This is a genomic window from Nucisporomicrobium flavum, assembly GCF_016464385.1.
Classification (GTDB): Bacteria; Actinomycetota; Actinomycetes; order Mycobacteriales; family Micromonosporaceae; genus Actinoplanes; species Actinoplanes flavus_A.
Genome location: NZ_JADMLH010000010.1, coordinates 240,451 through 266,222, shown reverse-complemented (window position 1 = coordinate 266,222; position 25,772 = coordinate 240,451). Strand labels below are relative to the sequence as shown.

Genomic DNA, 25,772 nt, shown 5'->3' with positions numbered 1-25,772 from the left:
TAACCCCGCCCCTGAAGGAGTCCGCGTGTCCAGCAACCCGTTCGACGACGAGAACGGCACCTTCCACGTCCTGGTGAACGACGAGGAGCAGCACTCCCTCTGGCCGGCGTTCAAGGAGATCCCGTCGGGCTGGCGCAGCGTCTTCGGCCCGTCGTCGCGGCAGGAGGCCCTGGACTACGTGGACGAGCACTGGACCGACCTGCGCCCGAAGAGCCTGCGCGACAGCATGGCGCGGTGAATGAGTCGCTGAGCCGCTCCGGCGGTCGCATCCTGCGCCGGACGATCACCCGCAACGGCCGGCGGCTCTGGCCCGGGACCGCGCTGATCGGCGTGCACCAGGCCTGCGAGGCCGCCATCCCGATCCTCATCGGCGTGGTGGTCGACACCGCCGTCACCCCGGGCGACGGGACCGCGCTCGCGCTGTGGGTGGCGGCGCTCGGCGTGCTGTTCGTGCTGCTGACGACGGCGTACCGGCTGGGGGCGCGGCAGCTCATGCGCGCCATCGCCGAGGAGGCGCACCTGCTGCGGCTGGAGGTGGCGGCGAAGATCCTGCACCCGCGCGGGGCCCGTACCGGCATGCGCACCGGTGACCTGCTCACGGTGTCCACGAGCGACGCCGACAACACGTCGTACCTGCTGGACTACGTTCCCCGGATCGCCGGGGCGATCGTGGCCACCGCCATCAGCGCGGTGACGCTGCTGCTGATCTCCGTACCGCTGGGGCTGGCCGTGCTGGTCGCCACGCCGCTCGTGCTGGTGGTGCTGCAGGTCAGCTCGCCGGTGATCACCCGGCGCGTCGCCGACCAGCAGGAACAGGCCGGCCGTGCCACCTCGCTCGCCACCGACCTGGTCACCGGCCTGCGGCCGCTGCGCGGCATCGGCGCCCAGGACGCGGCGGCCGAGCGCTACCACGCGGTGAGCCGGCGGTCGCTGGCCGCAACCCTGCGTGCTGCCCGGACCCAGGGCGGCTACCTCGCCGCCTCCACCACCCTGAGCACGCTGCTGGCCTGCGGCGTCGCGATCCTCGCCGGCTGGTTCGCGCTGACCGGCCGGATCACCGTGGGCCAGTTCATCACCGTCATCGGCTCCGCCCAGTTCCTCGTCGAGCCGTTCGGGCTGCTGGCGGTCGTCCCGAGCTGGATCGCCGAGGCGCGTGCGTCGGCCGACCGGGTCGCGCAGGTGACGGCCGCCGGGATGGTGCTGCCGGAGGGCATCGCGACGCCCGCGGCGGACGGCTGCGACCTGCGCCTGACCGGGGTGCGGCACGGCCCGCTCGCCGGCCTCGACCTGCACGTACGGCCTGGCGAGTTCGTCGGCGTGGCCACCCGCCGCCCCGCCGACGCGGAGGCGCTGGTGCGGCTGCTCGCCGTACCGGCCGGGTATCAGGGGGAGGTGCTGCTCGGCGGCGAGCCGCTCGAGACGATCGACCGGGAGCACGCCCGCCGGCTGCTGCTGGTGGAGCCGCACCACGCCGACCTCTTCACCGGCACGATCGCGGGGAACGTGGCCCCGCACGGCGACGCCGGGCTCGCGGAGGCGCTCAGCGCGGCGGCGGCCGACGAGGTCGCCGGCCTCGACACGAAGGTCGCCGAGCGCGGCGCCAGCCTCTCCGGCGGCCAGCGCCAGCGGCTCGCCCTGGCCCGCGCCCTGCTCGCCAGGCCGCCCGTGCTCGTCCTGCACGACCCGACCACCGCCGTGGACGCCGTCACCGAGCACGCCGTCGCGGAGGGCATCCGGGCGCTGCGGCACGGCCCGGGCTCGGCCTTCGCCACGATCGTGATCACCACCAGCCCCGCGCTGCTCGCCGCCACGGACCGGGTCGTGGTCCTGGGTGACGGCGAGGTCGCCGCCGAGGGCGGGCACGCCGAGCTGAGCGGCACGCACGACTCCTACCGCCGGATGGTGCTCCGATGACCCTGCCGATCGCCACCGCGCGGGAGAGCCGCGCCTGGCTGCGTGCCGAGCTGCGCGGCCGCCGGGCCGAGGTGGCCGGCACGCTGCTGGCCGGCGTGCTCGCGGCCGCCGCCTCGATCGTGCCCGTGTACGCCCTCGGCCTGCTGGTCGACCGGGTCCGCGAGAACGCCGGCGCGTCGGCGATCGTGCCCGTCGCCGTGGTGATCGTGGTGGCCGCGCTGGCCGGCGGGGCGGCGATGGGGCTGTCGACGTACCTGATCGGACGGCTGGGCGCGCGGATGCTCGCCGACCTGCGCGAGAGCACCGTGGCGACGGCGTTGCGGCTGCCCGCGCTGGTGCTGGACCGGGCCGGGCGCGGCGACCTGCTGTCCCGGGTCGGCGCGGACATCGCGGCGATCGGCAAGGCGGTCTCGGACGTGCTGCCGCAGGTGATCTCGGCGTTCCTGCTCGCCGTCCTCAGTCTCGCCGCGATGGCGGGGATCGACTGGCGGCTCGGGCTGGCCGGCGCGGTCGCCGTCCCGCTGTACGTGATCGCGCTGCGCTGGTACCTGCCGCGGTCGGCCCCCCGGTACGCCCAGGAGCGCGCGGCCGTGGCGGAACGCTCGCAGCTGCTCGTGGAGAGCATGCAGGGGCTGCGGACCGTGCACGCGTACCGGCTGGAGGACCGGCACCTGCGCGACCTCGACGGCGCCTCGGGCCGGGCCCGCGACATCTCGGTGGACGTCTTCACGCTCTTCACGCGCTTCGTCGGCCGGGTCAACCGCGCCGAGTTCGTGGGGCTGGCCGCGATCCTCGTCGTGGGGTTCCTGCTGGTCCGCGACGGGTCGGTGAGCGTCGGCGAGACCTCGGCGGCGGCCCTGCTGTTCCACCGGCTGTTCAACCCGGTCTCGACGCTGCTGTTCACCTTCGACGAGGTGCAGGCCGCCGGGGCGAGCCTGGGACGCCTGGTCGGGGTGCTGCGGATGTCCACCCCGGACCCCGCGGCCGGCCGGGCGCCGGGCGATGCCGCCCTGACCCTGGACGGCGTGAGCTTCAGCTACGACGGCGTGACCCCGGTGCTGCACGACGTGTCGCTGCGGGTGGAGGCGGGGGAGCGGGTCGCGCTCGTGGGCTCGACGGGTGCCGGGAAGACCACGGCCGCCTCGATCGCGGCCGGCATCCTGCGGCCCGGCGGGGGTGAGGCGCGGGTGGGGGGCGTACCGGTCCGGGACCTGCCCGCGCGGACGGTGGCCCTGATCAGCCAGGAGACGCACGTCTTCGCCGGTCCGCTGCTGGAGGACCTGCGGCTGGCCCGCCCGGGCGCGGACCGGGCGGACGTCGAGGCGGCGCTGGAGACGGCCGGCGCGCTCGGGTGGACGCGCGCCCTGCCGGACGGGCTGGACACGGTCGTCGGCGAGGGCGGTCACGAGCTGACCGCCGCGCAGGCGCAGCACCTCGCGCTCGCCCGGCTCGTGCTGCTGGATCCGGCGGTCGTGGTGCTCGACGAGGCGACCGCGGAGGCCGGGAGCTCGGGCGCCCGGGTGCTCGAGGAGGCGGCCGCGGCGGCGACGAAGGGCCGGACGACGCTCGTGGTGGCGCACCGGCTGACCCAGGCGGCGTCGGCCGACCGCGTCATCGTGCTCGACCACGGCTCCATCGTGGAGTCCGGTACGCACGCCGAGCTGGTCGCCGCCGGCGGCCGGTACGCCGCGCTCTGGTCGGCCTGGGAGTCCCGGGCCCCCACGACGGCGGAGAGAAGGTTAGGCTAGCCTAAGTCCGCGTCGCGTGACGCCCCGCCTCGCGCGGGTCCACGTCGAAAGGTGCGCCACGGATGACGGCCGGCCTGCAGGACCCCACCCGCCCCGCCACGACCGCCACGGTGGTAGAGGCCTTCCGGGACCGGGCGGCCCGGACCCCGGACGCCCTCGCGCTCGTCGCGGGCGAGACCCGGCTGACGTACGCGGAGCTCAGCGGCCGGGTCTACGCGCTCGCCCGGGACCTGCGGGAACGCGGCGTCGGGCCGGAGGACGTGGTGGGCATCGGCATGCCGCGCTCGGCCGAGATGGTGATCGCGGTGCTGGCCACGATGGTCGCGGGCGGGGCGTTCGTCCCGGTCGACCCGGCCTGGCCGGACCGCCGCCGCGAGCAGGTCCTCGCCGACGCCCGGGCAAAACTGGTCCTGACCGTCGCCGACGTCCCGGCCGGCACCGCCGCAGCACCCGGCGTGGCCGTCGCGCCCGGGCAGCTCGCGTATGTCATCTTCACCTCCGGCTCCACCGGCCGGCCCAAGGGCGCGATGATCCGGCACGAGGCCATCCACGAGCGGCTGCGCTGGCAGCGCGAGGAGATCCTGCACTTCGGACCCGGCGACGCCGCGCTGTTCAAGGCGCCGCTGTCGTTCGACATCAGCGTCAACGAGATCCTGCTGCCGCTGGTCTCCGGCGGGTACGTCGTCGTGGCCGAGCCCGGCGGTGAACGGGATCCCCAGTACCTGCTCGACCTCATCGCGACCGAGGGCGTGACCTTCGTCTACCTGGTCAGCTCGATGCTCGACGTGCTGCTCCAGCTCGCCCGGGGCACGCACCTGCTGGACGGGCTGCGGCACGTGTGGTGCGGCGGCGAGGTGCTCACGCCGGAGCTGTTCGAACGCTTCCGCGCTCAGCTCACCACGACGCTCTACCACGGGTACGGCCCCGCCGAGGCGACGATCGGCGTCTCGCACGTCGTCTACCGGGACTCCGCCGAGCGCATCGCCACGTCGATCGGGCGGCCCAACCCGTACACGCAGCTGCACGTCCTGGACGACGACCTGAACCCCGTCGGCCCGGGCGTCACCGGCGAGCTGTACGCGGCCGGCTTCCTGCTCGGCCGCGGGTACGTCAACGCGCCCGCGCTGACCGGCTCCCGCTTCGTCGCCAACCCGTTCGGCGCCCCGGGCGAGCGCATGTACCGCACCGGTGACCTGGCCCGGTGGACCGGCGACGGCAGCCTCGAGTTCGTCGGGCGCGCCGACAACCAGGTGAAGATCCGCGGCATGCGGCTGGAGCTCGAGGAGGTCGAGGCCGCCGTCGCGACCCACCCCGCGGTGCGCCAGGCCGTCGTCACCGTCCACGAGCGGCACCTGATCGGGTACGCGACCCTGTCCGCCCCCGCCACACCCGAGGAGCTGCGCGCCTGGTGTACCGACCGGCTCCCGGAGTACATGGTCCCGTCGGCGTTCGTGGTCCTCGACGCGTTCCCGCTCACGGCGAACGGCAAGGTGGACCGCCGCGCCCTGCCCGTCCCGGTGCTGGGCCCTTCGCGGTCGCGACGCCCGCGAACCGAGACCGAGGCGCGGCTGTGTGAGGTGTTCGCGTCCGTGCTGGGTCTCGACGCGGTCGGCGCGGAGGACGACTTCTTCGCGCTCGGCGGCGACAGCATCGTGGCCATCGGCGCGGTCCGGGCCGCCCGCCGGGCCGGTTTCTCGCTGCGGGCCCGCGACCTCTTCGCCCACCCGACCCCGGCCGCGCTCGCCCTGGTGGTGGCCGAGGACGAGCCGGAGGCCGCCGCGGTGGACGCGGTCGGCGAGGTCCCGCCGACGCCGATCCTGGCCTGGCTGGACGAGGTCGGGAACGGGCTCGACGGCTTCTTCCAGGCCGTCACCCTGCCCGCGCCCGCGGGCGACGTCGCCGCGGTGATCGACGGCCTCCTCGAAGCGCACGACGTGCTGCGGGCGAGCATCGACGGCGCCGTGCTGACGGTCCGCCCGGCCGGTGAGCTGACAGCCGCGGACGTGCTGCGCACCGGTGAGGACCTGGAGGCGACGGTTGCCCGGCTGAGCACCGGACGGCTGGCCGCCTTCTCGCATCTGCCGGAGAGCGGCGAGCTGATCGTCGCCCTGCACCACGTGATCGCCGACGGCGTCTCGCTGCGGGTGCTCGCCGAAGACCTGCGTGGCGGCCTGCCGATCGCCCCGGCGCCCACCTCGTTCCGGCAGTGGGCCACGGCGCTGCGTGAGGCCGACGTCAGCGCGGATCTGCCGTTCTGGACCCGGGCGGCGCAGACACGGGTGGGCCTGCCGGCGGCCACCGGCACCGTGGCCACCGAGGAGACGCTGACCGTCACCCTGCCCGCCGAGGTGACCGAGCGGCTGCTGAGCGCCGTACCCGCGGCGATCCATGGCGGGGTCAACGACGCGCTCGTGGCGGCGTTGGCGCTGGCGGTCTCGCCGGACGAGCCGTTGCTGCTGGAGCTGGAGGGGCACGGCCGCGAGGAGGACATGGCCGATCTCGATCTGTCGCGGACGGTCGGCTGGTTCACCACGCTCTTCCCGGTGCCGCTCGATGTCACCGGGCTCGCGCCGGCCGCCGCGGTGAAGGCGGTCAAGGAGCAGCTGCGGGCCGTTCCCCGCAACGGCATCTCGTACGGCGTCCTGCGCTTCCTGCACGGCCACGACGAACTGGCCGTCCAGCCGCAGGTGCTGTTCAACTACCTCGGCCGCTTCGACGACGGCGAGGTGGTCGTCGAGCGGCGGGACCCGCGCATGCCGCTGCCCCGGGCGCTCGAGGTCAACGCGGTCACGGTCGGCGCCGAGCTGTCCGCCGTGTTCAGCTGGCCGGGCGAGGCGCTGGCACGCGAGACAGTTCAGGCGTACGCGGACCGCTGGGCGGAACTCCTCACGGCGATCGCCGCGGACCCCGACGTGGCCGGGCACACGCCATCGGACTTCCCGCTCGTACGCCTGACCCAGCCGGACGTGGACGCGCTCGGGCCGGACGTGCGCGACGTGCTGCCGTTGACCCCGTTGCAGGCCGGGCTGTACTTCCACGCCACGTACGCGCCGGGCGCCGACCCGTACGTGGTCCAGCAGCTGATCCACCTCGACGGCCCGCTCGACGCCGACCGCCTGCACCGGGCCGCCGCCGACCTGTTCAACCGCCACCCCAACCTCGCGGCCGCCTTCCGGGCGACCGGTGACGGTGAGGTCGTGGCCATGCTCGGCGGCCCGGTCCAGACGCCGTGGCGGTACGTCGAGACCGGCGACGTGGAGACGGCCTTTAGTCCGCTTGTGGGTGGCGGCGGGGTGGTCGGATCGGGGGTTGCGGCCGCCGAGCGCGCCCGCCCGTTCGACCTCGCCCGCCCACCGGCCATGCGGTACGCGCTGGTCCGCCTCGCCGCCGACCGGCACGTCCTCGTGCAGACCGTGCACCACATCGTCGCCGACGGCTGGTCCGTACCGCTGATGCTCACCGGCCTGCTCGCCCGGTACGCCGGACAGCCCCTGCCGCCGGCGCCGCCGTACCGGGACTTCCTGGCCCGGCGCGGCGAGGGCGACCCGGACGCGTACGCCCGCCTCCTCGACGGCGTGACCGAGCCGACCCTGCTGGCACCCGGCGCGAACGGCCCCGCGGCGAGCGTGACGGCCACCGTGGACGGCGCGGCCGTGCAGGCCGTGGCCCGGCGGCTCGGCGTGACGACCGGCAACGTCCTCGCCGCCGCCTGGGGGGTGCTTGTCGGCCGGGTCACCGGCCGCACCGATGTGGTGATCGGCTCGGCCGTGGCCGGGCGCTCCGGTGACCTGCCGGGCATCGACGCGATGGTGGGGCTGCTCCTCAACACCGTGCCCGCCCGGGTCCGCTGGTCCGGCTCGGAGACCCTGGCCGACGTCCTGTCCCGGTTCGCCGCGGATCAGCGGTCGGTGGTCGAGCACGAGCAGACCTCGCTCGCCGAGATCCAGCGCCGGACCGGGCTGCCCGAGCTGTTCGACACGCTCGTGGTCGTCGAGAACTATCCGGTTGCGTCGGCTCCGGCCGCGGACGGGCTGCGGATCACCGGCGTGGACGTGGTCGAGGCCCCGCACTACCCGGCGACGCTGATGGTGACGCCGGGGGACACCGTCACCGTCACGCTCACCCACCGGCTTGACCCGGCCGTCGCCGCGCGTCTGCTCGACCAGTACGTGCGCGTGCTCACCGCGGCTGCCGACACCCCGGTCGCCGCCATCGACCTGCTCTCCGACGTTTCACGCGCCGAAGTGCTCGCGCTCGGCAGGGGCGGACCGGCCCGCGCCGAGACGTTGGTGCCCGACCTGATCGGGGCGGTCGAGCCCGGCCGGATCGCCGTGCGCAGCGGTGCCGCCGAGCTGACGTACGCGGACCTGTGGGCCCGTTCCGGCTCGGTCGCCGCCGCGCTGCACGCCGCCGGGGTACGCCGCGGGGACGTGGTCGCGGTGGCCACCCGGCGTACGGCCGACCTGCCCGTCGCGCTGCTCGGTGTGCTGCGCGCGGGGGCCGCGTACCTGCCGGTGGATCCGGCGTACCCGGCGGCGCGGATCGAGTTCATGCTCGATGACGCGCGGCCGGTGTGCGTGCTCACCGACGACGCCGCCGGGCGCGCACTGCCCCCGCACGACCTGCCGTCCCTGCGGCTGCGGACCGCCCGCGGCGCGGCGCCGGCCGTCGAGATCGGACCGCTCGACGCGGCGTCCGTCGTCTACACCTCCGGGTCGACCGGGCGCCCGAAGGCGGTCGTGGGCACCCACGCCGGCCTGGCCAACCGTCTTGCCTGGGCACGCGAGCGGTGGGACGGCGACGTGCGGGTCGCGAAGAGCTCGATGAGCTTCATCGATGGCACCACCGAGCTGCTCGGCGGCCTCGTCGCCGGCGCCACCGTGGTGATCGCCGACGAGACCGCCGCGACCGACGGAACCGCGCTGGCCCGGCTGGTCGCGGAGTCCGGCGCCACGCAGCTGCTGGCCGTGCCGAGCCTCGCCTCCGCTCTCGCCGAGACGGCTCCGGAGCAGGTCCGCGGGCTGCGCCGGTGGATCACCAGCGGCGAGGCGCTGGACGCCGCCACGGTTGCCGCACTGGCCACCGCGTCGCCGAACGCGGAGATCGTCAACTCGTACGGTGCCTCGGAGAACACCGGGGACGTGCTGGCCGGAACCGTCACGCCCGGCGGAACCGTCACGCTGGGCCGGGCTGTTCCGGGCGTCCGCATCCACCTGCTCGACGCGGCGCTGGAGCCGGTGGCGCCCGGCGCGGTGGGCGAGATCTACGTCGGCGGCGTGCAGCTCGCCCGCGGCTACCGGGGGCAGGGTGGCGCGACCGCGGCCCGGTTCGTCGCCGACCCCCATCTGCCGGGCGAGCGCCTCTACCGCACCGGCGACCTGGGCCGCTGGATCGGCGACCGGGTCGAGTTCCTCGGCCGCAACGACGACCAGGTGAAGGTCAACGGTCACCGCGTCGAGCTCGCCGAGGTCGAGGCCGCGCTGCTGCGGCGGCTGGGCGTGCGGGAGGCGGTCGCGGTCGCGCGCCGCAACACCCTGCACGGGTACGTCGTGCCCGAGCCGGGGGAGCGGCTGGACCCGCAGGCCCTGCTCACCACGCTGCGCGGCGAGCTGCCGGCGTACCTGGTGCCCGCGACGGTCACCGTGCTGGACGCCGTACCGCTGCTGCCCAACGGGAAGCGTGACCGGCGCGCGCTGCCGGACCCGGCCGCCACGGTGGCCGAACCGCCGAGGACGCCGCGCGAGGCCCAGGTCGTGGCCCGTTTCGCCGAGGTGCTGGGCGCCGCGACGGTCGGGGTGCACGACGACTTCTTCGCGCGCGGCGGTGACAGCATCACCGCGATCCGCCTCGTGAATCTGCTCGCCCGCGACGGCATCGACGTGTCCATCCAGGACGTGTTCCAGAACCGTACAGCCGCCGCGATCGCCGCGGACGAGCCCGGCGAGGTGTGGGAGCTGTCCCCGCTGCAGCAGGGCGTGTACTACCAGGCCACGTTCACCGACGGCGCGGCCACGTACATCGCGCAGAACGTGTTCGACCTGGACCGGCGGATCGACGTACCCGCGCTGGAGCTGGCGTTCGCCGCCCTGCTCGACCGGCACCCGACCCTGCGCGCCGCGTTCGTCGGCGAGCCGCGCCCGCGGCAGCACATCGCCGCTCGCGTCCCGGCAACCGTGACCGTGGTCGAGGGCGACCCGGAGGCGGTCGCGGCCGAGGACCGGGAGAAGCCGTTCGACCTCACCGAGCCGCCGCTCATCCGGCTGACCGTGGTCCGCAACCCCGACGGGACCGACCGGCTGCTGCTCACGTGCCACTTCCTGCTCTGGGACGGCTGGTCGCGCGAGCTGGTCCTGCGCGAGCTGTTCGCGCTCTACGACTCGCGTGGCGCCCGGGGCGCCCTGCCCGCCGGCGGCCCGTCCTTCACCGACTACCTGGCCTGGATCGACGCCCAGGACCGGGACGCGTCCGCGGCCGCCTGGGCAGCGCGGACGGGCGAGCCGACGATCGTGGTGCCGGAGGCCGCCGGACGCGCGCCGATGCTGTCCGAGCGGGTGCTCGCCGCGCTCCCGACCGCGGTCACGACCCGCCTCACCGAGCAGGCACGCCGGGCCGGGATCACCCTCAACTCGGTGCTCACCGTGGCGCTCGGGCTCGTCCTCGGGCACCGTACCGGCCGGGGGGACGTCACCTTCGGCACGACCGTGGCGGGCCGCCCCACCGAGCTGCCCGGCATCGAGAACGTCATCGGGCTGTTCCTCAACACCGTGCCGGCCCGGGTCGCCGCGAGCCCGTCGGACACCGTCGCGGATCTCGCCCGCCGCGCCCAGCGGGACCGGCTGGACCTGGCGCCGCACGAGTATCTCGGCCTGGGCGACATCCAGCGCGCGGCCGGGCACGAGCAGCTCTTCGACACCCTGTACGTGCTGCAGAACTTCCTCGGCGACAGCACGTTCGACGACCTCGAGGCCGCCCAGGGCATCGTGAACGTCGAGTACACCGACACCACGCACTACCCGCTGACGTGGGTGCTGACGCCGGGCGCGAACCTGCGCGTCAAGCTGGAGTACCGCCCCGACGTGGTCACCGAGGCCGAGGCCCGGTCCATGGTGGACCAGCTGGCGGCCGTGCTCCGGACCCTGGCCGACGGGCTGGACGTGCCTGCCGGCTCGGTCATCACCGCCGAGGACCACGCGCTGCGCGGCCGGTCGACGGACATTCCGGGCGAGACGATCGCCGACATGCTCGCCGCCCAGGCCCGGCGGACCCCGGACCTCACCGCCCTCGTGTCGGGTATCCAGCGGCTGACCTACGCCGAGCTGGATGCCCGGATCGACGCGGTGGCGCGGGGGCTGATCGGGCGTGGGGCCGGGCCGGAGAAGATCGTCGGGTTGGCGCTGCCGCGGGGCATCGACATGGTGGTCGCCCTGTTCGCGGTGTTGCGGGCGGGGGCGGCGTACCTGCCGTTGGATCTGGATCTGCCGGTCGAGCGGCGGCAGGTGATGATCGAGGACGCGCGGCCGTTGCTGGTGGTGTCTTCGTTGGACGGGCTGGCCGTGGATGGTGGGCCGGTAGTAACGTCGGTACATCCGGACGATCCTGCGTACGTCATTTACACCTCGGGGTCGACGGGTAGGCCGAAGGGTGTCGTCACGCCGTACCGGGGGCTGACGAACATGCAGCTCAACCATCGTGCCGAGGTCTTCGGGCCGACCGTGGCGCGGGCCCGGGCGGCCGGCGTCGAGCGGCTGCGGATCGCGCACACGGTCAGTTTCTCCTTCGACATGTCGTGGGAGGAGCTGCTGTGGCTGGTCGAGGGCCACGAGGTGCACGTCTGCGACGAGGAGCTGCGGCGGGACGCGACGGCGCTGGTCGCGTACTGCCGCTCGCGCGGCATCGACGTGGTGAACGTGACGCCGACGTACGCCCAGCACCTGATCGACGAGGGACTGCTGGACGGGCACCGGATGTGGCTCGTGCTGCTCGGCGGTGAGGCGGTCAGCGAGGCCGTCTGGTCGCGACTCGGGGAGCTCGGCTACAACCTGTACGGCCCGACCGAATACACGATCAACACCCTGGGCGCGGGTACGGCGGACAGCGCCACGCCCACGGTCGGCAAACCGATCTTCAACACCGTCGGGTACGTGCTCGACGGCTGGTTGCGTCCGGTACCGCCCGGTGTCGTGGGTGAGCTGTACATCGGCGGCGCCGGACTGGCCCGCGGGTATCTCGGCAGCCCCGCGCTGACCGCGTCCCGGTTCGTCGCCGGGCCGGACGGCACCCGGCTGTACCGCACCGGCGACCTCGTCCGCGAGCGCCCGGACGGCAACCTGGACTTCCTCGGGCGCAGCGACGACCAGGTGAAGATCCGTGGCTACCGGATCGAGCTGGGCGAGGTGGAGTCGGCGGTCGCGGCGGTGCCCGGCGTCCGGCAGGCCGCGGTGCTCGCCCGGGACGGGAAGCTCCACGCGTACGTCGTCGGTGACGTCAGCGTGGCGGACGTCCGGACGGCCGTGGCGGAGCGGCTGCCGTCCTACATGGTGCCGTCGCTGTACGCGGCGGTGGAAGCGTTGCCGCTGACGGTGAACGGCAAGCTGGACGCCGCCGCACTGCCGGACGCGACGCCGATCCTGATGGCCGCCCGTGGGCCGCGCGACGAGCGGGAACGCGCGCTCGCCGGCATCTACGCGGACGTGCTCGGGCTGCCGGGTGTCGGCATCGACGACGACTTCTTCGCGATCGGCGGGGACAGCATCTCGTCCATCGCGGTCGCCGGCCGGGCCCGCGCGGCCGGGCTGCGGGTCACGCCCCGGGACGTGTTCCGCCGCCGTACCGTCCAGGCGCTCGCCGCCGCCCTTCCCGCCGCGGCCGTGGAAACCGTGGCCGACGACGGCCTGGGCGAGATCGCGCTGACGCCGATGCTGGCCGAGACGGTGACGTCGGCGACGCCGCTGGGCCACTTCTACCAGTCGATGGCCTGGCACACCCCGGCCGCGCTCACCCGGGCCCGCCTCGAGGAGATCCTGCAGGCGCTGCTCGACCGGCACGACCTGCTGCGCGCCACCTTCGACGGCACCCTGCACGTTCCCGCCCCCGGCCTGCGCGCCGCCGGGCTGATCAGCGAGGGCGGAAGCGACGAGGCCGCCGAGGTCGCCCGCCTCGACCCGGCCAACGGCGTCATGCTGCGCGCCGCCTGGGACGGGCGCACCCTGCTGCTGGTCATCCACCACCTCGTCGTCGACGGCGTCTCGTGGCGGATCCTCGCCGACGACCTGCGTCGCGCCTGGGGTGGCGAGGAGCTCGAACCGGTCGGCGCGTCGTTCCGTACCTTCGCGGCGTCCCAGCCGGCGTACGCGGGCCAGGAGGACTTCTGGCGCGCGACGCTCGCCGAGCCTCGCCCGCTGCTCGGCGACCGTCCCGCCGACCCGGCGACCGACACCGCGGCGACCGTCCGCTCGGTCACTGTGACGCTGCCCGCCGACGTGACCGTGCCGCTGCTGACCACCGTGCCCGCGTCGCTGTACGGCGGCGTCGACGACGTCCTGCTCACCGCCCTCGCCGTCGCCGTGAACCGGTGGCGGGGGACCGACGCGCCGGTCCTGGTCAGCCTGGAGGGCCACGGCCGCACCGGCGACCTGGATCTGTCCCGCACGATCGGCTGGTTCACCGCCATCCACCCCGTACGCCTGGAGCCCGGCACCACGACGGACCTGGCCGCGGCGGCCCGCGCGGTCAAGGAGCAGCTGCGCGCGGTCCCGGACGGCGGGTTCGGGTACGGCTCCCTGCGCTGGCTGCACGGCCAAGACTTCGGGCCGGCGCCGGAAATCCTGTTCAACTATCTCGGCCGCTTCGGTGCGGACGACGGGGGCGACTGGAGTCCCGCCGCGCCGCTGCGCGAGGGCGTCGACCCCGCCAACCCGGCGATGCCGCTGGAGATCAACGCGCACGCGACCGGCGACGTGTTCGAGGCGACCCTGTCCTGGCCGTCCGCGCTGTTCCCGGAGGAGCGGATCGTCGCGCTCGCGGAGCACTGGACCGCCGTCCTGCGGGAGCTGGCCGTGACGGACGTCGGCGGGCACACGCCGTCGGACTTCCCGCTCGTCGCGCTGACCCAGGACGACGTGGACGCGTTCGCGGGCGCCGCCGACGTGCTGCCGTTGCTGCCGCTGCAGGAGGGCATGTACTTCCACGCCGTCACCTCCGGCGTGGACACGTACGCCGTCCAGCAGGTCGCGGAGCTGACGGGCGCGGTGGACCCGGCCCGGCTGCGCGCCGCGGTGGAGGCCGCCGTACGCCGCCACGCCGCCCTGCGCGCCTCGTTCCGGGAGACCCGCGACGGCCGCATCGTGCAGGTCATCGCCGCGGACGTGCAGGTGCCGTGGCGGGAGGTGGACCTGACCGGCGACACGCAGCGCCTGGCGGAGGTCGCCGCGGAGGAGCTGGCGCAGCCGTTCGACCTGGCGCGGCCGCCCGTGCTGCGCTACGCGCTCGTCTCGCTGAGCGCCACCGAGCACCGGCTGATCGAGACGATGCACCACCTCCTCGCCGACGGGTGGTCGTACCCGCTGGTGTTCTCCGACATCGTTGCCGCGTACCACGGCCGGAGCCTGCCGGAGCCGGTGAGCACCTTCCGCGACCACGTCGAGTCGGTCGTCACCCGCGACCGCGACACCGCCCGGGCCGCCTGGCGCACCGCCCTCGACGGCGTCGAACCGGCCATGCTGTACCCGGACGTCACCGAGGTCTCGCGCCACGACAGCGCGTTCGCCCACGTGGACCGGGCCGACGCGCTGGCCGGGGTCGCGCGGGCCCACGGCATCACGGTCAGCACGCTGATCCACGGTGCGTGGGGCCTGCTGCTGGGCCGGCTGCTCGGCCGCGACCGGGTGGTGTTCGGCTCCACCGTCTCCGGCCGCGGCGGCGACCTGCCCGGCGTCGAGTCGATCGTCGGCCTGCTCATCAACACCGTGCCCGTTCCGATGGCGTGGCGCCCGGACGAGCCCGTCGGCGACGTGCTGAGGCGCCTGCAGGAGCAGCAGACCGACGTGCTCGACGTGCAGCAGGTGGGCCTCGCGGAGCTGAACCGCCTCACCGGGGTCCGCGAGCTGTTCGACTCGATGGTCGTGGTGGAGAACTTCCCGCCGGTCACCGGGGGCGACTCGCGCGGCCTCCGCGTGCGCGGCTTCACCGGTACGGACTCACCGCACTACCCGGTCTCCCTCGTCGCGTTCCCGGGCGACCGCCTCACCCTCGAGGTCAAGTACGACGCGGCCGTCGGCGCCGCCGCCGCGGACCGGCTCGTCCGTCAGGTGGCCGCGCTCCTGAACCAGCTCATCGACGGCCTGGACCGTCCCGTTTCGTTCCTGTCCCTGGGCGGCACCGTCGGCGTCACCTCGCAGAGGCACGGCATCGACGGCATTCTGGACATTTCGCTCGAGACCCCGGACGCGATCGCCGTGGGTCACCTGACCTACGCAGAGCTGGAGTCGCGGGCGAACCGGCTCGCCCACGAGCTCGTCGCGCGCGGCGTGCGGCCCGAGTCGCGGGTGGCGGTGAGCCTGCCGCGCTCGGAGGAGCTGATCGTCGCGCTGCTGGCCGTGGTCAAGGCCGGTGGTTGCTACGTGCCCGTCGACGCCGCGGCGCCGGAGGCCCGGCAGCGGTACATCCTCGACGACGCGCGACCGGTCTGCGTGATCGGCGAGGGTGGCATCGGCGTGGACGCGCCCGGCCGCCCGGAGACCCGCCCTGCCGTGGAGGTGAGCCCGGACAACGCCGCGTACGTCATCTACACCTCCGGCTCCACCGGCCGGCCGAAGGGCGTCGTGGTCACCCACCGCGACGTCCGGGCGCTCTTCGCCGCCGCGGACCGTACGTTCGACTTCAGCGCGGACGACGTCTGGACGATGTTCCACTCGTACGCGTTCGACTTCTCCGTGTGGGAGCTGTGGGGCCCGCTGCTGCACGGCGGTCGCCTCGTGCTCGTCCCGCACGACGTCGCCCGCGACCCGCAGCGGTTCCGGGCGCTGCTGCGCGACGAGAGGGTGACCGTCCTCAACCAGACCCCGTCCGCGTTCTACCCGCTGATCGAGGCGGACGCGGCCGAGCCCGACCGGTTGCCGCTGCGCTACGTCGTGTTCGGCGGCGAGGCCCTCGACCCGTCCCGCCTCGCCCCCTGGTACGAGCGCAACGCCGGCCCCGTGCTGGTCAACATGTACGGCATCACCGAGACCACGGTGCACGTGTCGTTCCGCGAGCTCGACCCCCCGGACGTGACCCGGCCCAGCGTCATCGGCGGCGCGCTGCCCGGGCTGGCCGTCCACGTGCTCGACGCGTACCTGCAGCCGGTGCCGGAGGGGGTGACCGGCGAGATGTACGTGGCCGGCGCCCAGCTGGCCCGCGGCTACCTGGACCGCCCGGCGCTGACCGCGTCGCGGTTCGTCGCGAACCCGTACGGCCCCGGCCGCCTCTACCGCTCCGGCGACCTGGCCCGCTGGGAGAACGGCGAGCTGGTCTACCTGGGCCGCTCGGACCAGCAGGTGAAGGTCCGCGGCTACCGCATCGAGCCGGGCGAGATCGAGGCGGCGCTGCTGGCGCTGCCCGGCATCGCGAACGCGGCCGTGGTGGTCCGCGACGGCAGGCTGGTCGCGTACCTCGTGGCCCGGGCCGGCAGCCGCCCGGACCTGGACGCGATCCGCGCGCACCTGGCCTCCGTGCTGCCGGACTACATGGTCCCGGCGGCGTTCGTGACCCTCGACGCCCTGCCGCTGACCGTCAACGGCAAGCTCGACCGCGCCGCCCTGCCGGCCCCGGCCCGGACCGTCGCCGCGCCGGTCGAGGCGGCGGGGGAGAGCCCGGCGGTCACCGCGCTGCGCGAGCTGTTCGCCGAGGTGCTGGGCCTGGACGGGGTCCCGGCGGACGGCGACTTCTTCGCCCTGGGCGGCGACAGCATCGTCGCGATCCAGCTGGTGAACCGGGCCAAGCGCAGCGGCATCAAACTGTCACCGCGCGACGTGTTCCTCAAGCGCACCCCGGCCGCGCTGGCATCCGTGCCGGAGAAGTCCGGCGCACCGGCGAAGGCGGCCGACGGCGTGGGCGAGGTCGCGTTGCTACCGATCGTGCACCGGCTCGCCGAGCTGGGCGGCGGCATCAACCGGCTGCACCAGGCGAACGTGCTGCGGACGCCGCCGGGTGCGACGGCTGCCCGGCTGCGGGCCGCGCTGGACCGGCTCGTCGCCCACCACGACGCGCTCCGGCTCACGTTGAGCCGCCCGGCGCCGATGCTGTGGTCGCAGGAGGTGCGGGCGACCGGGTCGGTCACTTTGACCACAGTGGACGGCGTCGACCCCGAGCTGATCCGGCGGGAGGCCGAGGCGGCGGTGGGCCGGCTCGACCCCGATGCCGGCCGCGTCCTCGAAGCCGTCTTCCTCGCGGACCAGGACCGCCTGCTGCTGATCGCGCATCACCTGGTCGTCGACGGTGTCTCGTGGCAGATCCTCGGCGAGGACCTGTGGCAGGCGTACGAAGGCCGCGAGCTGGAACCCGCCGGGACGTCGCTGCGGTCGTTCGCCCGTACGCTCACCGAGGAGGCCGGCACCGCCGCGCGCCTGGCGGAGTTCCCGCACTGGCAGCGGACGCTCGCCCCGGGCGCGGAGCTGAAGCCGGACGCGGTGACGTTCGGGCTGACCGTCGGGCAGACCCGGGACCACGAGCTCCGCTTCCCGGTCGACCCGGCGGTGCTCACCGGCGACGTCACCGCCACCCTGCTCACCGCGCTGCACGCCGCCGTGAACCGCTGGCGGGGCGAGGAGGCCGAGCTGGTCGTGGACCTGGAACGGCACGGCCGCGAGCCGATTCGGGACGCGGACCTGACCCGTACGGTCGGCTGGTTCACCTCGATCGCCCCGGTCCGGCTGCCGGAGCTGCCGCAGGGCGACGGGCTCGGGTACGGCCTCCTGCGCTACCTGAACCCGCGCGCCGCCGCGGCCCTGGCCCGGCTCGGGACCCCGCAGGTGCTCTTCAACTACCTGGGCAGGTTCGGCGCGGACGAGGAGGCGGACGTCCGGGTACGCCCCGACGACGACCTCGGGACGCCGTACCTGCTGGAGATCAACGTGGCGGCGGTCGGCGGCGAGCTGCGGGCCGTGCTCACGTACGCCGACGAGGGTCTGGGGCTGGACGCCACCCGCTCGATCGCCGACGGCTGGGCCGCCGCGCTGGCCCCGGCCGACGAGCGGGAGTGGCCGCTGTCCCCGCTGCAGGAGGGCCTGTTCTTCCAGGCGAGGCTGGCCGGTGACGCGGACGTCTACATCGCGCAGAACGCGTTCGACGTGGACCACCGCCTCGACGTGCCCGCGCTGGAACGCGCCTTCGCGGCCGTGCTCGACGCCAACCCGGCCGCCCGGCTGGCGTTCACCGACGCCGGCCGGGAGAGGCCGGTCGCCCTGCTGCGCCGTTCGGTCCCGGTGACCGTCGAGGTGATCGAGGATCCGGCCGACCTCGACGCGGTGATGGCCGCCGACCGGAGCCGGCCGTTCGACCTCGCCGAGCCGCCCCTCGCGCGCCTCACCGTCGTACGGCTGCCGGGCGGGCGGGACCGGCTGCTGTTCACGTACCACCTGCTGCTGTGGGACGGGTGGTCGCGGGAACTGGTGCTGCGGGACCTGTTCGGCGCGTACGCCGGCCGGCCCGTACCGCACAGGAGCGCGAGCTTCACCGACTACCTCGCGTGGATCGACCGGCAGGACACCGCGGCGTCCCTGCGGGCGTGGGCCGATGCCCTGGCCGGGGCGGAACCGACGATCCTCCACCCGGAGGCGGCCGGCACCAATCCGGTCCTCGCCCGCAGCCTCGCCGTGCGGTTCACCGAGGAGGAGACCGCGCACCTGACCGAGCAGGCCCGCTCGGCCGGGGTGACGCTCAACGCCGTGCTGAGCACCGCGCTCGGGATCGTGCTCGGCCACGCGTCCGGCCGGTCCGAGGCGGTCTTCGGCACCACCGTGGCCGGGCGCCCGACCGAGCTGGACGGCATCGAGGAGGTCGTCGGCGTCTTCCTCAACACCGTGCCGCAGCGCGTCACCCTGGACGCGGCCGAGCGGGTCGGCGACGTCCTGCGGCGGGTCCAGGCCGAGCGCCTCGACCTGATGGCCCACGAGTACGTCGGCCTGGGCGACATCCAGCGCGCGGTGGGTCGCGGCCCGCTCTTCGACAGCCTGTACGTGCTGCAGAACTTCCTCGCCGACGACACGTTCGACGACCTGGAGGCCGAGCACGGCATCGTGGGCGTCGAGGCGGTCGACGCCACCCACTACCCGCTGACCTGGGTGGCCACTCCGGGGCGGGCGCTGTGCGTCCGGCTCGAGTACCGGCCTGACGTGGTTCCGGCCGAGCAGGCGCAGTCCCTGCTGGACCGGCTGCACGCGGTACTCACCGGCTTCGACGCGGAGGCGAGCGTCGCATCGATCGAGTTGCCCACGCCCGCGCCGCGGACCGGTGTCGTGGCCGGCATCCCGGCGGTCACGATCGCGGACATGCTGGCCGAGCAGGCGGCCCGTACGCCGGACGCCGACGCGCTCACCCACGACGGCACCACGCTCAGCTACGCCGAGCTGGACGCCCGGATCGACGCCGTGGCGCGTGGGCTGATCGCGCGTGGGGCCGGGCCGGAGAAGATCGTCGGGTTGGCGCTGCCGCGGGGCATCGACATGGTGGTCGCCCTGTTCGCGGTGTTGCGGGCGGGGGCGGCGTACCTGCCGTTGGATCTGGATCTGCCGGCTGAGCGGCGGCAGGTGATGATCGAGGACGCCCAGCCGTTGCTGGTGGTGTCTTCGTTGGACGGGCTGGCCGTGGATGGTGGGCCGGTAGTAACGTCGGTACATCCGGACTATCCTGCGTACGTTATTTACACCTCGGGGTCGACGGGTCGGCCGAAGGGTGTCGTCACGCCGTACCGGGGGCTGACGAACATGCAGCTCAACCATCGCGCCGAGATCTTCGGGCCCACGGTGGCCGCGGCCGGCGGGCGGATCCTCACGATCGCGCACACGGTCAGCTTCTCCTTCGACATGTCGTGGGAGGAGCTGCTGTGGCTGGTCGAGGGGCACCACGTGCACATCGCCGACGAGGAGCTGCGGCGCGACGGGCGGGCGCTGGTCGCGTACTGCGCCGAGCACCGGGTCGACGTCATCAACGTGACGCCCACCTACGCGCAGGCGCTGCTGGACGAGGGGCTGCTCGACGGCGACCACCGGCCCTGCCTGGTGCTGCTCGGCGGCGAGGCGGTCAGCGACGCCGTCTGGTCGCGGCTCGGCGGGATCGGCTACAACCTGTACGGCCCCACGGAGTACACGATCAACACCCTGGGCGCGGGCACGATGGACAGCCCGACGCCCACGGTCGGCAAGCCCATCTTCAACACCACCGCGTACGTCCTCGACGGCTGGCTGCGTGCCGTACCGCCCGGTGTCATCGGTGAGCTCTACATCGGCGGCGCCGGGCTGGCCCGCGGCTACCTGAACCGTCCGGGGCTCACGGCCTCGCGGTTCGTCGCCGGGCCGGACGGCACCCGGCTCTACCGCACGGGCGACCTCGTCCGCGAGCGTCCGGACGGCAACCTGGACTTCCTCGGGCGCAGCGACGACCAGGTGAAGATCCGCGGCTACCGGATCGAGCTCGGCGAGGTCGAGTCCGCGGTCGCGGCGGTGCCCGGCGTGCGGCAGGCGGCGGTGGTGGCGCGCGACGGACAGCTGCACGCCTATCTCGTCGGCGAGACAAGACCCGCGGACGTCCGGGCCGCGGTGGCTGACCGGCTGCCGTCCTACATGGTCCCCAGCCTGTACGGGGTGCTCGACGGGCTGCCGCTGACCGTCAACGGCAAGCTCGACACCGCCGCGCTGCCGGCCGCCACGCCCGTGGCGACGTCGTCGCGGCCGCCCGCCGACGACCGGGAACGCCGTCTCTGCGACCTCTTCGCCGAGGTCTTGGGCCTGCCGTCGTTCGGCGTGGAGGACGACTTCTTCGACGCCGGCGGGCACTCGCTGACCGCCCTGCGGCTGCTCGGCCGGGTGCGTACGGAACTCGGCGGCGACCTGACGCTGCGGGCGCTGTTCGATGCGCGTACGCCCGAACGCCTCGCCCGGGCCACCACCGGCCCGGCGCGTGCCGCCCTGACCGCCCGGCAGCGGCCCGAGGTCCTGCCGCTCTCGCCGGCGCAGCAGCGGCTGTGGCTGCTCGACCAGCTCGATCCCGGCTCGAGCGCCTACACCTACCCGCTGCTCGTCCGGCTCGGCGGGCACCCCGACCTGACCGCCCTGTCCCGGGCCCTCGCGGACGTGGTGGCCCGCCACGAGGTGCTGCGCACGGTGATCCGCTCGTCCGCGCAGCACATCCTCCCGCCGCCGCCGGCGGTCCCGGTGGAGACCGGCACGACCGTCTCCGACCTGGTCGCGCGCCCGTTCGACCTGGCCGCCGACCTGCCGATCCGGGCCGCCGTGATCGACGAGGGCGCCACGAGCGTGCTCGCGCTCGTGCTGCACCACATCGCCATGGACGAGTGGTCCGACCGGCCGCTGCTGCGCGACCTCGACACCGCGTACGCCGCACGTCTCGCGGGTCACGCCCCGGGCTGGGCGCCGCTGCCGGTGCAGTACGCCGACTACGTCCTGGCGCTGCCCGAGCCGTCCGGCGACTTCTGGCGCGACGCCCTGCGCGGCCTGCCCGACGAGATCAGCCTGCCCGCGGACGGGCCGCGTACGGCCACCCGCAGCCCGGCCGGGGTGGTCACGACAACCCTGCCGGCCGCGCTCGCCGAGAAGCTGCGGGACCTCGCCGCGGCGGAGTCGGCGAGCCTGTTCATGGCGCTGCACGCCGCCCTCGCCACGCTGCTGCACCGGCACGGCGCCGGCACCGACATCCCGATCGGCAGCCCCACCTCCGGCCGCGGCGACGCCGCCCTGGACGACCTCGTCGGGTTCTTCGTCAACACCGTCGTGCTGCGCGCCGACCTGTCCGGCGCGCCGAGCTTCGCCGAGCTGCTGCGCCGGGTGCGCGCCGCCGACCTGGCCGCGTACGAGCACGCGGACGTGCCGTTCCAGCAGGTCGTGGAGCTCGTCAACCCGCCGCGGGTGCCGGGTCGCAACCCGCTGTTCCAGGTGATGATCGGCTACTTCCCGCGGCCCGGCGGCGACGGCCCGCTGCTGGGTCTGCCCCTGCTGGAGGCGCCCGGGTTCGCCGCCGATCCGAAGGTGGACCTCAACGTCACGTTCGTCGACGGCGGCGCCGACGGCCTCGAGGTCACCTGCGAGTACGACGCGGCCCGGTTCGCCGGCGCCACGGCGTCCCGGCTGCTCGACCGCCTCGGCGTGCTGCTCGCTGCGGTCGCCGAAGACCCGTCCGTCCCCGTCTCCCGGGTGCCGGTGCTCACGCCCGCGGACCTCGCCGAGCTGGACCGGCAGCCGGTCACGCCGGCCGGCTCCCCGGCGGTCGCGCGGCCGGACGATGTCGCGCTGGTCGCCGACGGGCATCGATACACGTACGCGGACCTCGACCGGGCCTCGGACGCGGTGGCCGCGGCGCTCGCCGCCCGGGGTGCCGGGCCGGAGAGCATCGTCGGCATCCACCTGTCGCGCTCGGCCGACCTGGTCGTCGCGGTGCTGGGCGTGGGCAAGGCCGGCGCCGCCTACCTTCCGCTGGACCCCGCCTTCCCGCAGGCCCGGCGGCAGCTCATGATCGAGGACGCGCGGCCCGCTGTGATCATCGACGAGTCCTTCCTCGCCGGCGTCGCCCCGGCGCCCGCGCCGGAGGTGACCCCGCACCCGGGCACCGCCGCGTACGTCATCTACACCTCCGGATCCACCGGGCGTCCCAAGGGCGTCGTCGTCACCCACCGCGATCGCGAGGCGTTCCTGGCCGCGCTCCCGCTGGAACCCGGCGAACGCCTGCTGGCGGTGACGACGCTGTCCTTCGACATCTCGGTGCTGGAACTGCTCGGCACGCTGCGCGCGGGCGGCACGATCGTTCTCGCCACCCCCGAGCAGGTACGCGACCCGCTGCTGCTGGCCCGGCTGCTGGAGACCGAGCGGATCACCGCGATGCAGGCGACGCCGTCGCTCTGGGCGGCGCTGCTGGAGGCGTCCGACGTGGACCTGTCCGGCGTCCGGGCGCTCGTCGGCGGCGAGGCGCTGCCCGTCCCGCTCGCCCGGGCCCTGCACGAGCGCGCCGCCGCGGTCGTCAACCTGTACGGCCCCACCGAGGTCACCGTGTGGGCCACCGCCGAGCAGGTGGACGCCGGTTGGGACGGCTCGATCGGCCGCCCGTTGCCCGGCACCACCGCCCACGTGCTCGACGAGTGGCTGGAGCCCGTACCGCCCGGGGTGGCGGGGGAGCTGTACCTCGGCGGCGCCCAGGTCACCCGGGGTTACCTCGGGCGGCCGGGGCTGACCGCGTCCCGGTTCGTCGCCGACCCGTACGGCCCCGGCCGGCTGTACCGCACCGGGGACCTCGCCCGATGGCGCGATGGGCGCCTGGACTACCTCGGGCGCACCGACCACCAGGTGAAGGTCCGCGGCTTCCGCATCGAGCTGGGCGAGATCGAGGCGGTCGCCCTGTCCCACCCGGACGTCACCCGGGCCGTCGTGGTCGCGCGCGGGGACCGGCTGATCGCGTACGTGACCACGACCCCGCGGTTCTCCCGGGCGTCGCTGGCTGCGCTGTTCGAGTCGGCGCTGCCCGGCTACATGATCCCCGCGGTGTGCCAGGTCCTCGACGAGCTGCCGCTCACCCCGAACGGCAAGGTCGACCGCAACGCGCTGCCCGCGGCCGGCGTCGCGGCGGTCACTTCCACCGCGCCACGGTCACGGACGGAGGAGGCGGTGGCGCGGATCGTCGCCCGGGTGCTCGGGGTCGCGGCGGTGGGCGCCGACGACGACTTCTTCGCGCTCGGCGGGCATTCGCTGCTGCTCGTACGGCTGGCCACCGCCCTGCGGGAGGAGCTGGGCGCGGAGATCCCGGTGTCCCGGCTGTTCACGGCACCGACCGTTGCCGGAGTGGCGCGGCTGCTGGCCGGGGACGCCCCGCCCGGCGACGCGCTCGCACCGGTCCTCCACCTTGCCGCGGGCGACGGGCCGCCGCTGTTCTGCGTGGCCCCGGCGAGCGGGCTGAGCTGGCAGTTCGCCGGGCTCCAGCGGCATCTCGGCGTACCCCTGATCGGCCTGCAGTCGCCGCTGCTCTCCGGCGGGGACCGGCCGGCGTCCCTGACCGCGCTGGCCGCCGCGCACGCCGACCGGGTCGAGGCCGCGTGGCCGGCCGGGCCGGTCCGCCTGCTCGGCTGGTCCTTCGGCGGTGCCGTCGCCCTCGCCATGGCGGCCGACCTGCACGCCCGCGGCCGCGAGGTGACGTTCGTGGGCATGCTCGACGCCCGCCGCGACGGCGCCGGGGCGTCCACGGTGGCGGCCCTGCTGACCGAGATGGGCTACACGGTTCCGGGCGAGCTGACGCTGCCGGAGGCGGTCGCGTTCGTCCGGGATTGCGGGGGTGCCGTGGCCGCCCTCACCGACGAGCAGATCGGGCGGGTGCTGGAGAGCTACCTCGCCGCCGACGCGCTGATGGCGGACGCCGAGCTGCCCGCGTACCCGGGGAACGTCTTCTTCGTCGAGGCCACCGTGCCGGAGCAGGGCTTCGCCGGACCGGCCGCACCCGCGTGGCGCCCGTTCACCGCCGGCCTCGAGGTTCATGAGCTGCCCGTGGCGCACTCGGAGCTGCTGGACCCGGCGACGCTGGAGAAGCTCGGCCCGCTGCTCGCGCCCGCTCTCGGCACCTGACACGGCGACAGGGGCGGCCCGCGAAGGACCGCCCCTGTCGTGAACGTCCGACGGTCAGCAGTTGCCGGGACCGCCGTACCGGAAGTTCCTGTTGCCCTCGGTCTCCGCCCTGGCGGAGGTGTAGAACTCGGCGTTCGTGTCGTCCATCAGGTCCACCTTCACCGGCACCTGGACGTTGGTCAGCGAGATCGTGCCGAACGTCAGGGCCGTCTTGCTGGTGCCGTGCTGCCCGTTGCCCATGTCGGTGCACGGCTTGGTGTTGAGGGCGGCCACCTCGCCGAAGAACTGCACCATGCCGGACTTGGTGTAGCGGCCGTCCCAGAGGCTGTCGTCGAAGTAACCGAGCCACTCGGAGTCGTACGCGACCCACCACACGCCGTCGAAGTGCTGGATGCCGAAGCGCTTCGTCGTGCCCGTCGGCAGCGTGTCACCGGGCTTGACGTTGTCGCTCTTGGACGTGAAACCGCACTTGTTGTAGCAGGTGCGGGTCTTGTCCTTCCAGTAGTAGACGAACAGGTGCGGATCGTCGTCCTTGTTCAGCTTCCGGTCGATGGTCCAGCCGACCTCGACGATCTGTTTGCTGTCGGCCGACTGCACCGAGATCTCGGCGAGCGTGTGCGCGTCGTTCGCGCTCAGCCACGGCTTGCGGATGTCCAGGTTCGCCCAGCCGCCGTCGGAGGTCTCGATCTGCCGGGCGCCCGAGTAGAAGTAGTTCCAGTCGCTGGCCGCGGCGGCCGTCGTGGTGGGAGTGCCGGCGGCGGTGACCTCCGCGGGCGCCGGGGCGGCCGTCTTCGCCCCGGCGGTGCGCTCGCGCTTGAGCGAACCGGAGGGGCCGGTGCGGCCCTTCGGCCCGTACCCGGCGACGGGGGTGTGCGACGCGTTGACCGGCGCCGCGTCCGCACCGGTCGCCGTCACGGTGGCGCTGTCGGCACCGACGGGCGCCTTCTTGGCGGAGGAGGGGGCCTCACCCCACGGCAGCAGGGGCGGCGGGCTCGGCTCGTCCGCCCGGGCCGGCGTGCCCGGGTCGTCGGCCTCCACGGCTGATGCGGCGGCGGGCGCGCTCGGGTCCGGGCTCTCGGCGGCGTCCGCGCCGAGCGTCCACACGACTCCCATCGAGCCGACCACTGCGGCGGCCAGGCCGGCCGCCATCAGACCACGGTGAGCTTTCGACACGTGTCCGTCCTCGTTCGTCGGGCGCTCGGGAGGGGGAGCTCCCGGCGGATGTCGCAGGCGCCGCCGACCATACAACGCGCTCGATGACCCTGGCTGCGGCCGAGTGACCAGGGATTTCAACCGAACG

5 protein-coding genes are annotated in these 25,772 nt (G+C 74.4%); 4 read left to right on the top strand and 1 reads right to left on the bottom strand.

The genetic code is table 11. The annotated features are described in order from the left end of the window. Positions 1-25 precede the first annotated feature (25 nt). From IT780_RS24515 to IT780_RS24500, 4 genes are all read left to right on the top strand, one after another. Positions 26-238: an MbtH family protein gene (locus IT780_RS24515; RefSeq protein WP_199513993.1), complete on the top strand. Its 213-nt coding sequence runs from the start codon at positions 26-28 to the stop codon at positions 236-238. Continuing rightward, on the top strand, positions 235-1,914 hold the full coding sequence (locus IT780_RS24510) for an ABC transporter transmembrane domain-containing protein (RefSeq protein ID WP_307831352.1): 1,680 nt from the start codon (positions 235-237) through the stop codon (positions 1,912-1,914). Before IT780_RS24515 ends, IT780_RS24510 begins: the two co-directional genes overlap by 4 nt. Continuing rightward, complete coding sequence (locus IT780_RS24505) at positions 1,911-3,662, top strand: ABC transporter ATP-binding protein (protein ID WP_199513992.1); 1,752 nt, start codon at positions 1,911-1,913, stop codon at positions 3,660-3,662. Before IT780_RS24510 ends, IT780_RS24505 begins: the two co-directional genes overlap by 4 nt. A 62-nt stretch (positions 3,663-3,724) precedes the next feature. Then, entirely contained in the window at positions 3,725-24,472 is a 20,748-nt protein-coding gene (locus IT780_RS24500; protein ID WP_199513991.1) for a non-ribosomal peptide synthetase, read from the top strand. Positions 24,473-24,526: 54 nt separating this feature from the next. Here IT780_RS24500 and IT780_RS24495 read toward each other — a convergent pair whose 3' ends face one another. Next, complete coding sequence (locus IT780_RS24495) at positions 24,527-25,621, bottom strand: neprosin family prolyl endopeptidase (RefSeq protein WP_199513990.1); 1,095 nt, start codon at positions 25,619-25,621, stop codon at positions 24,527-24,529. Positions 25,622-25,772: the final 151 nt, after the last annotated feature.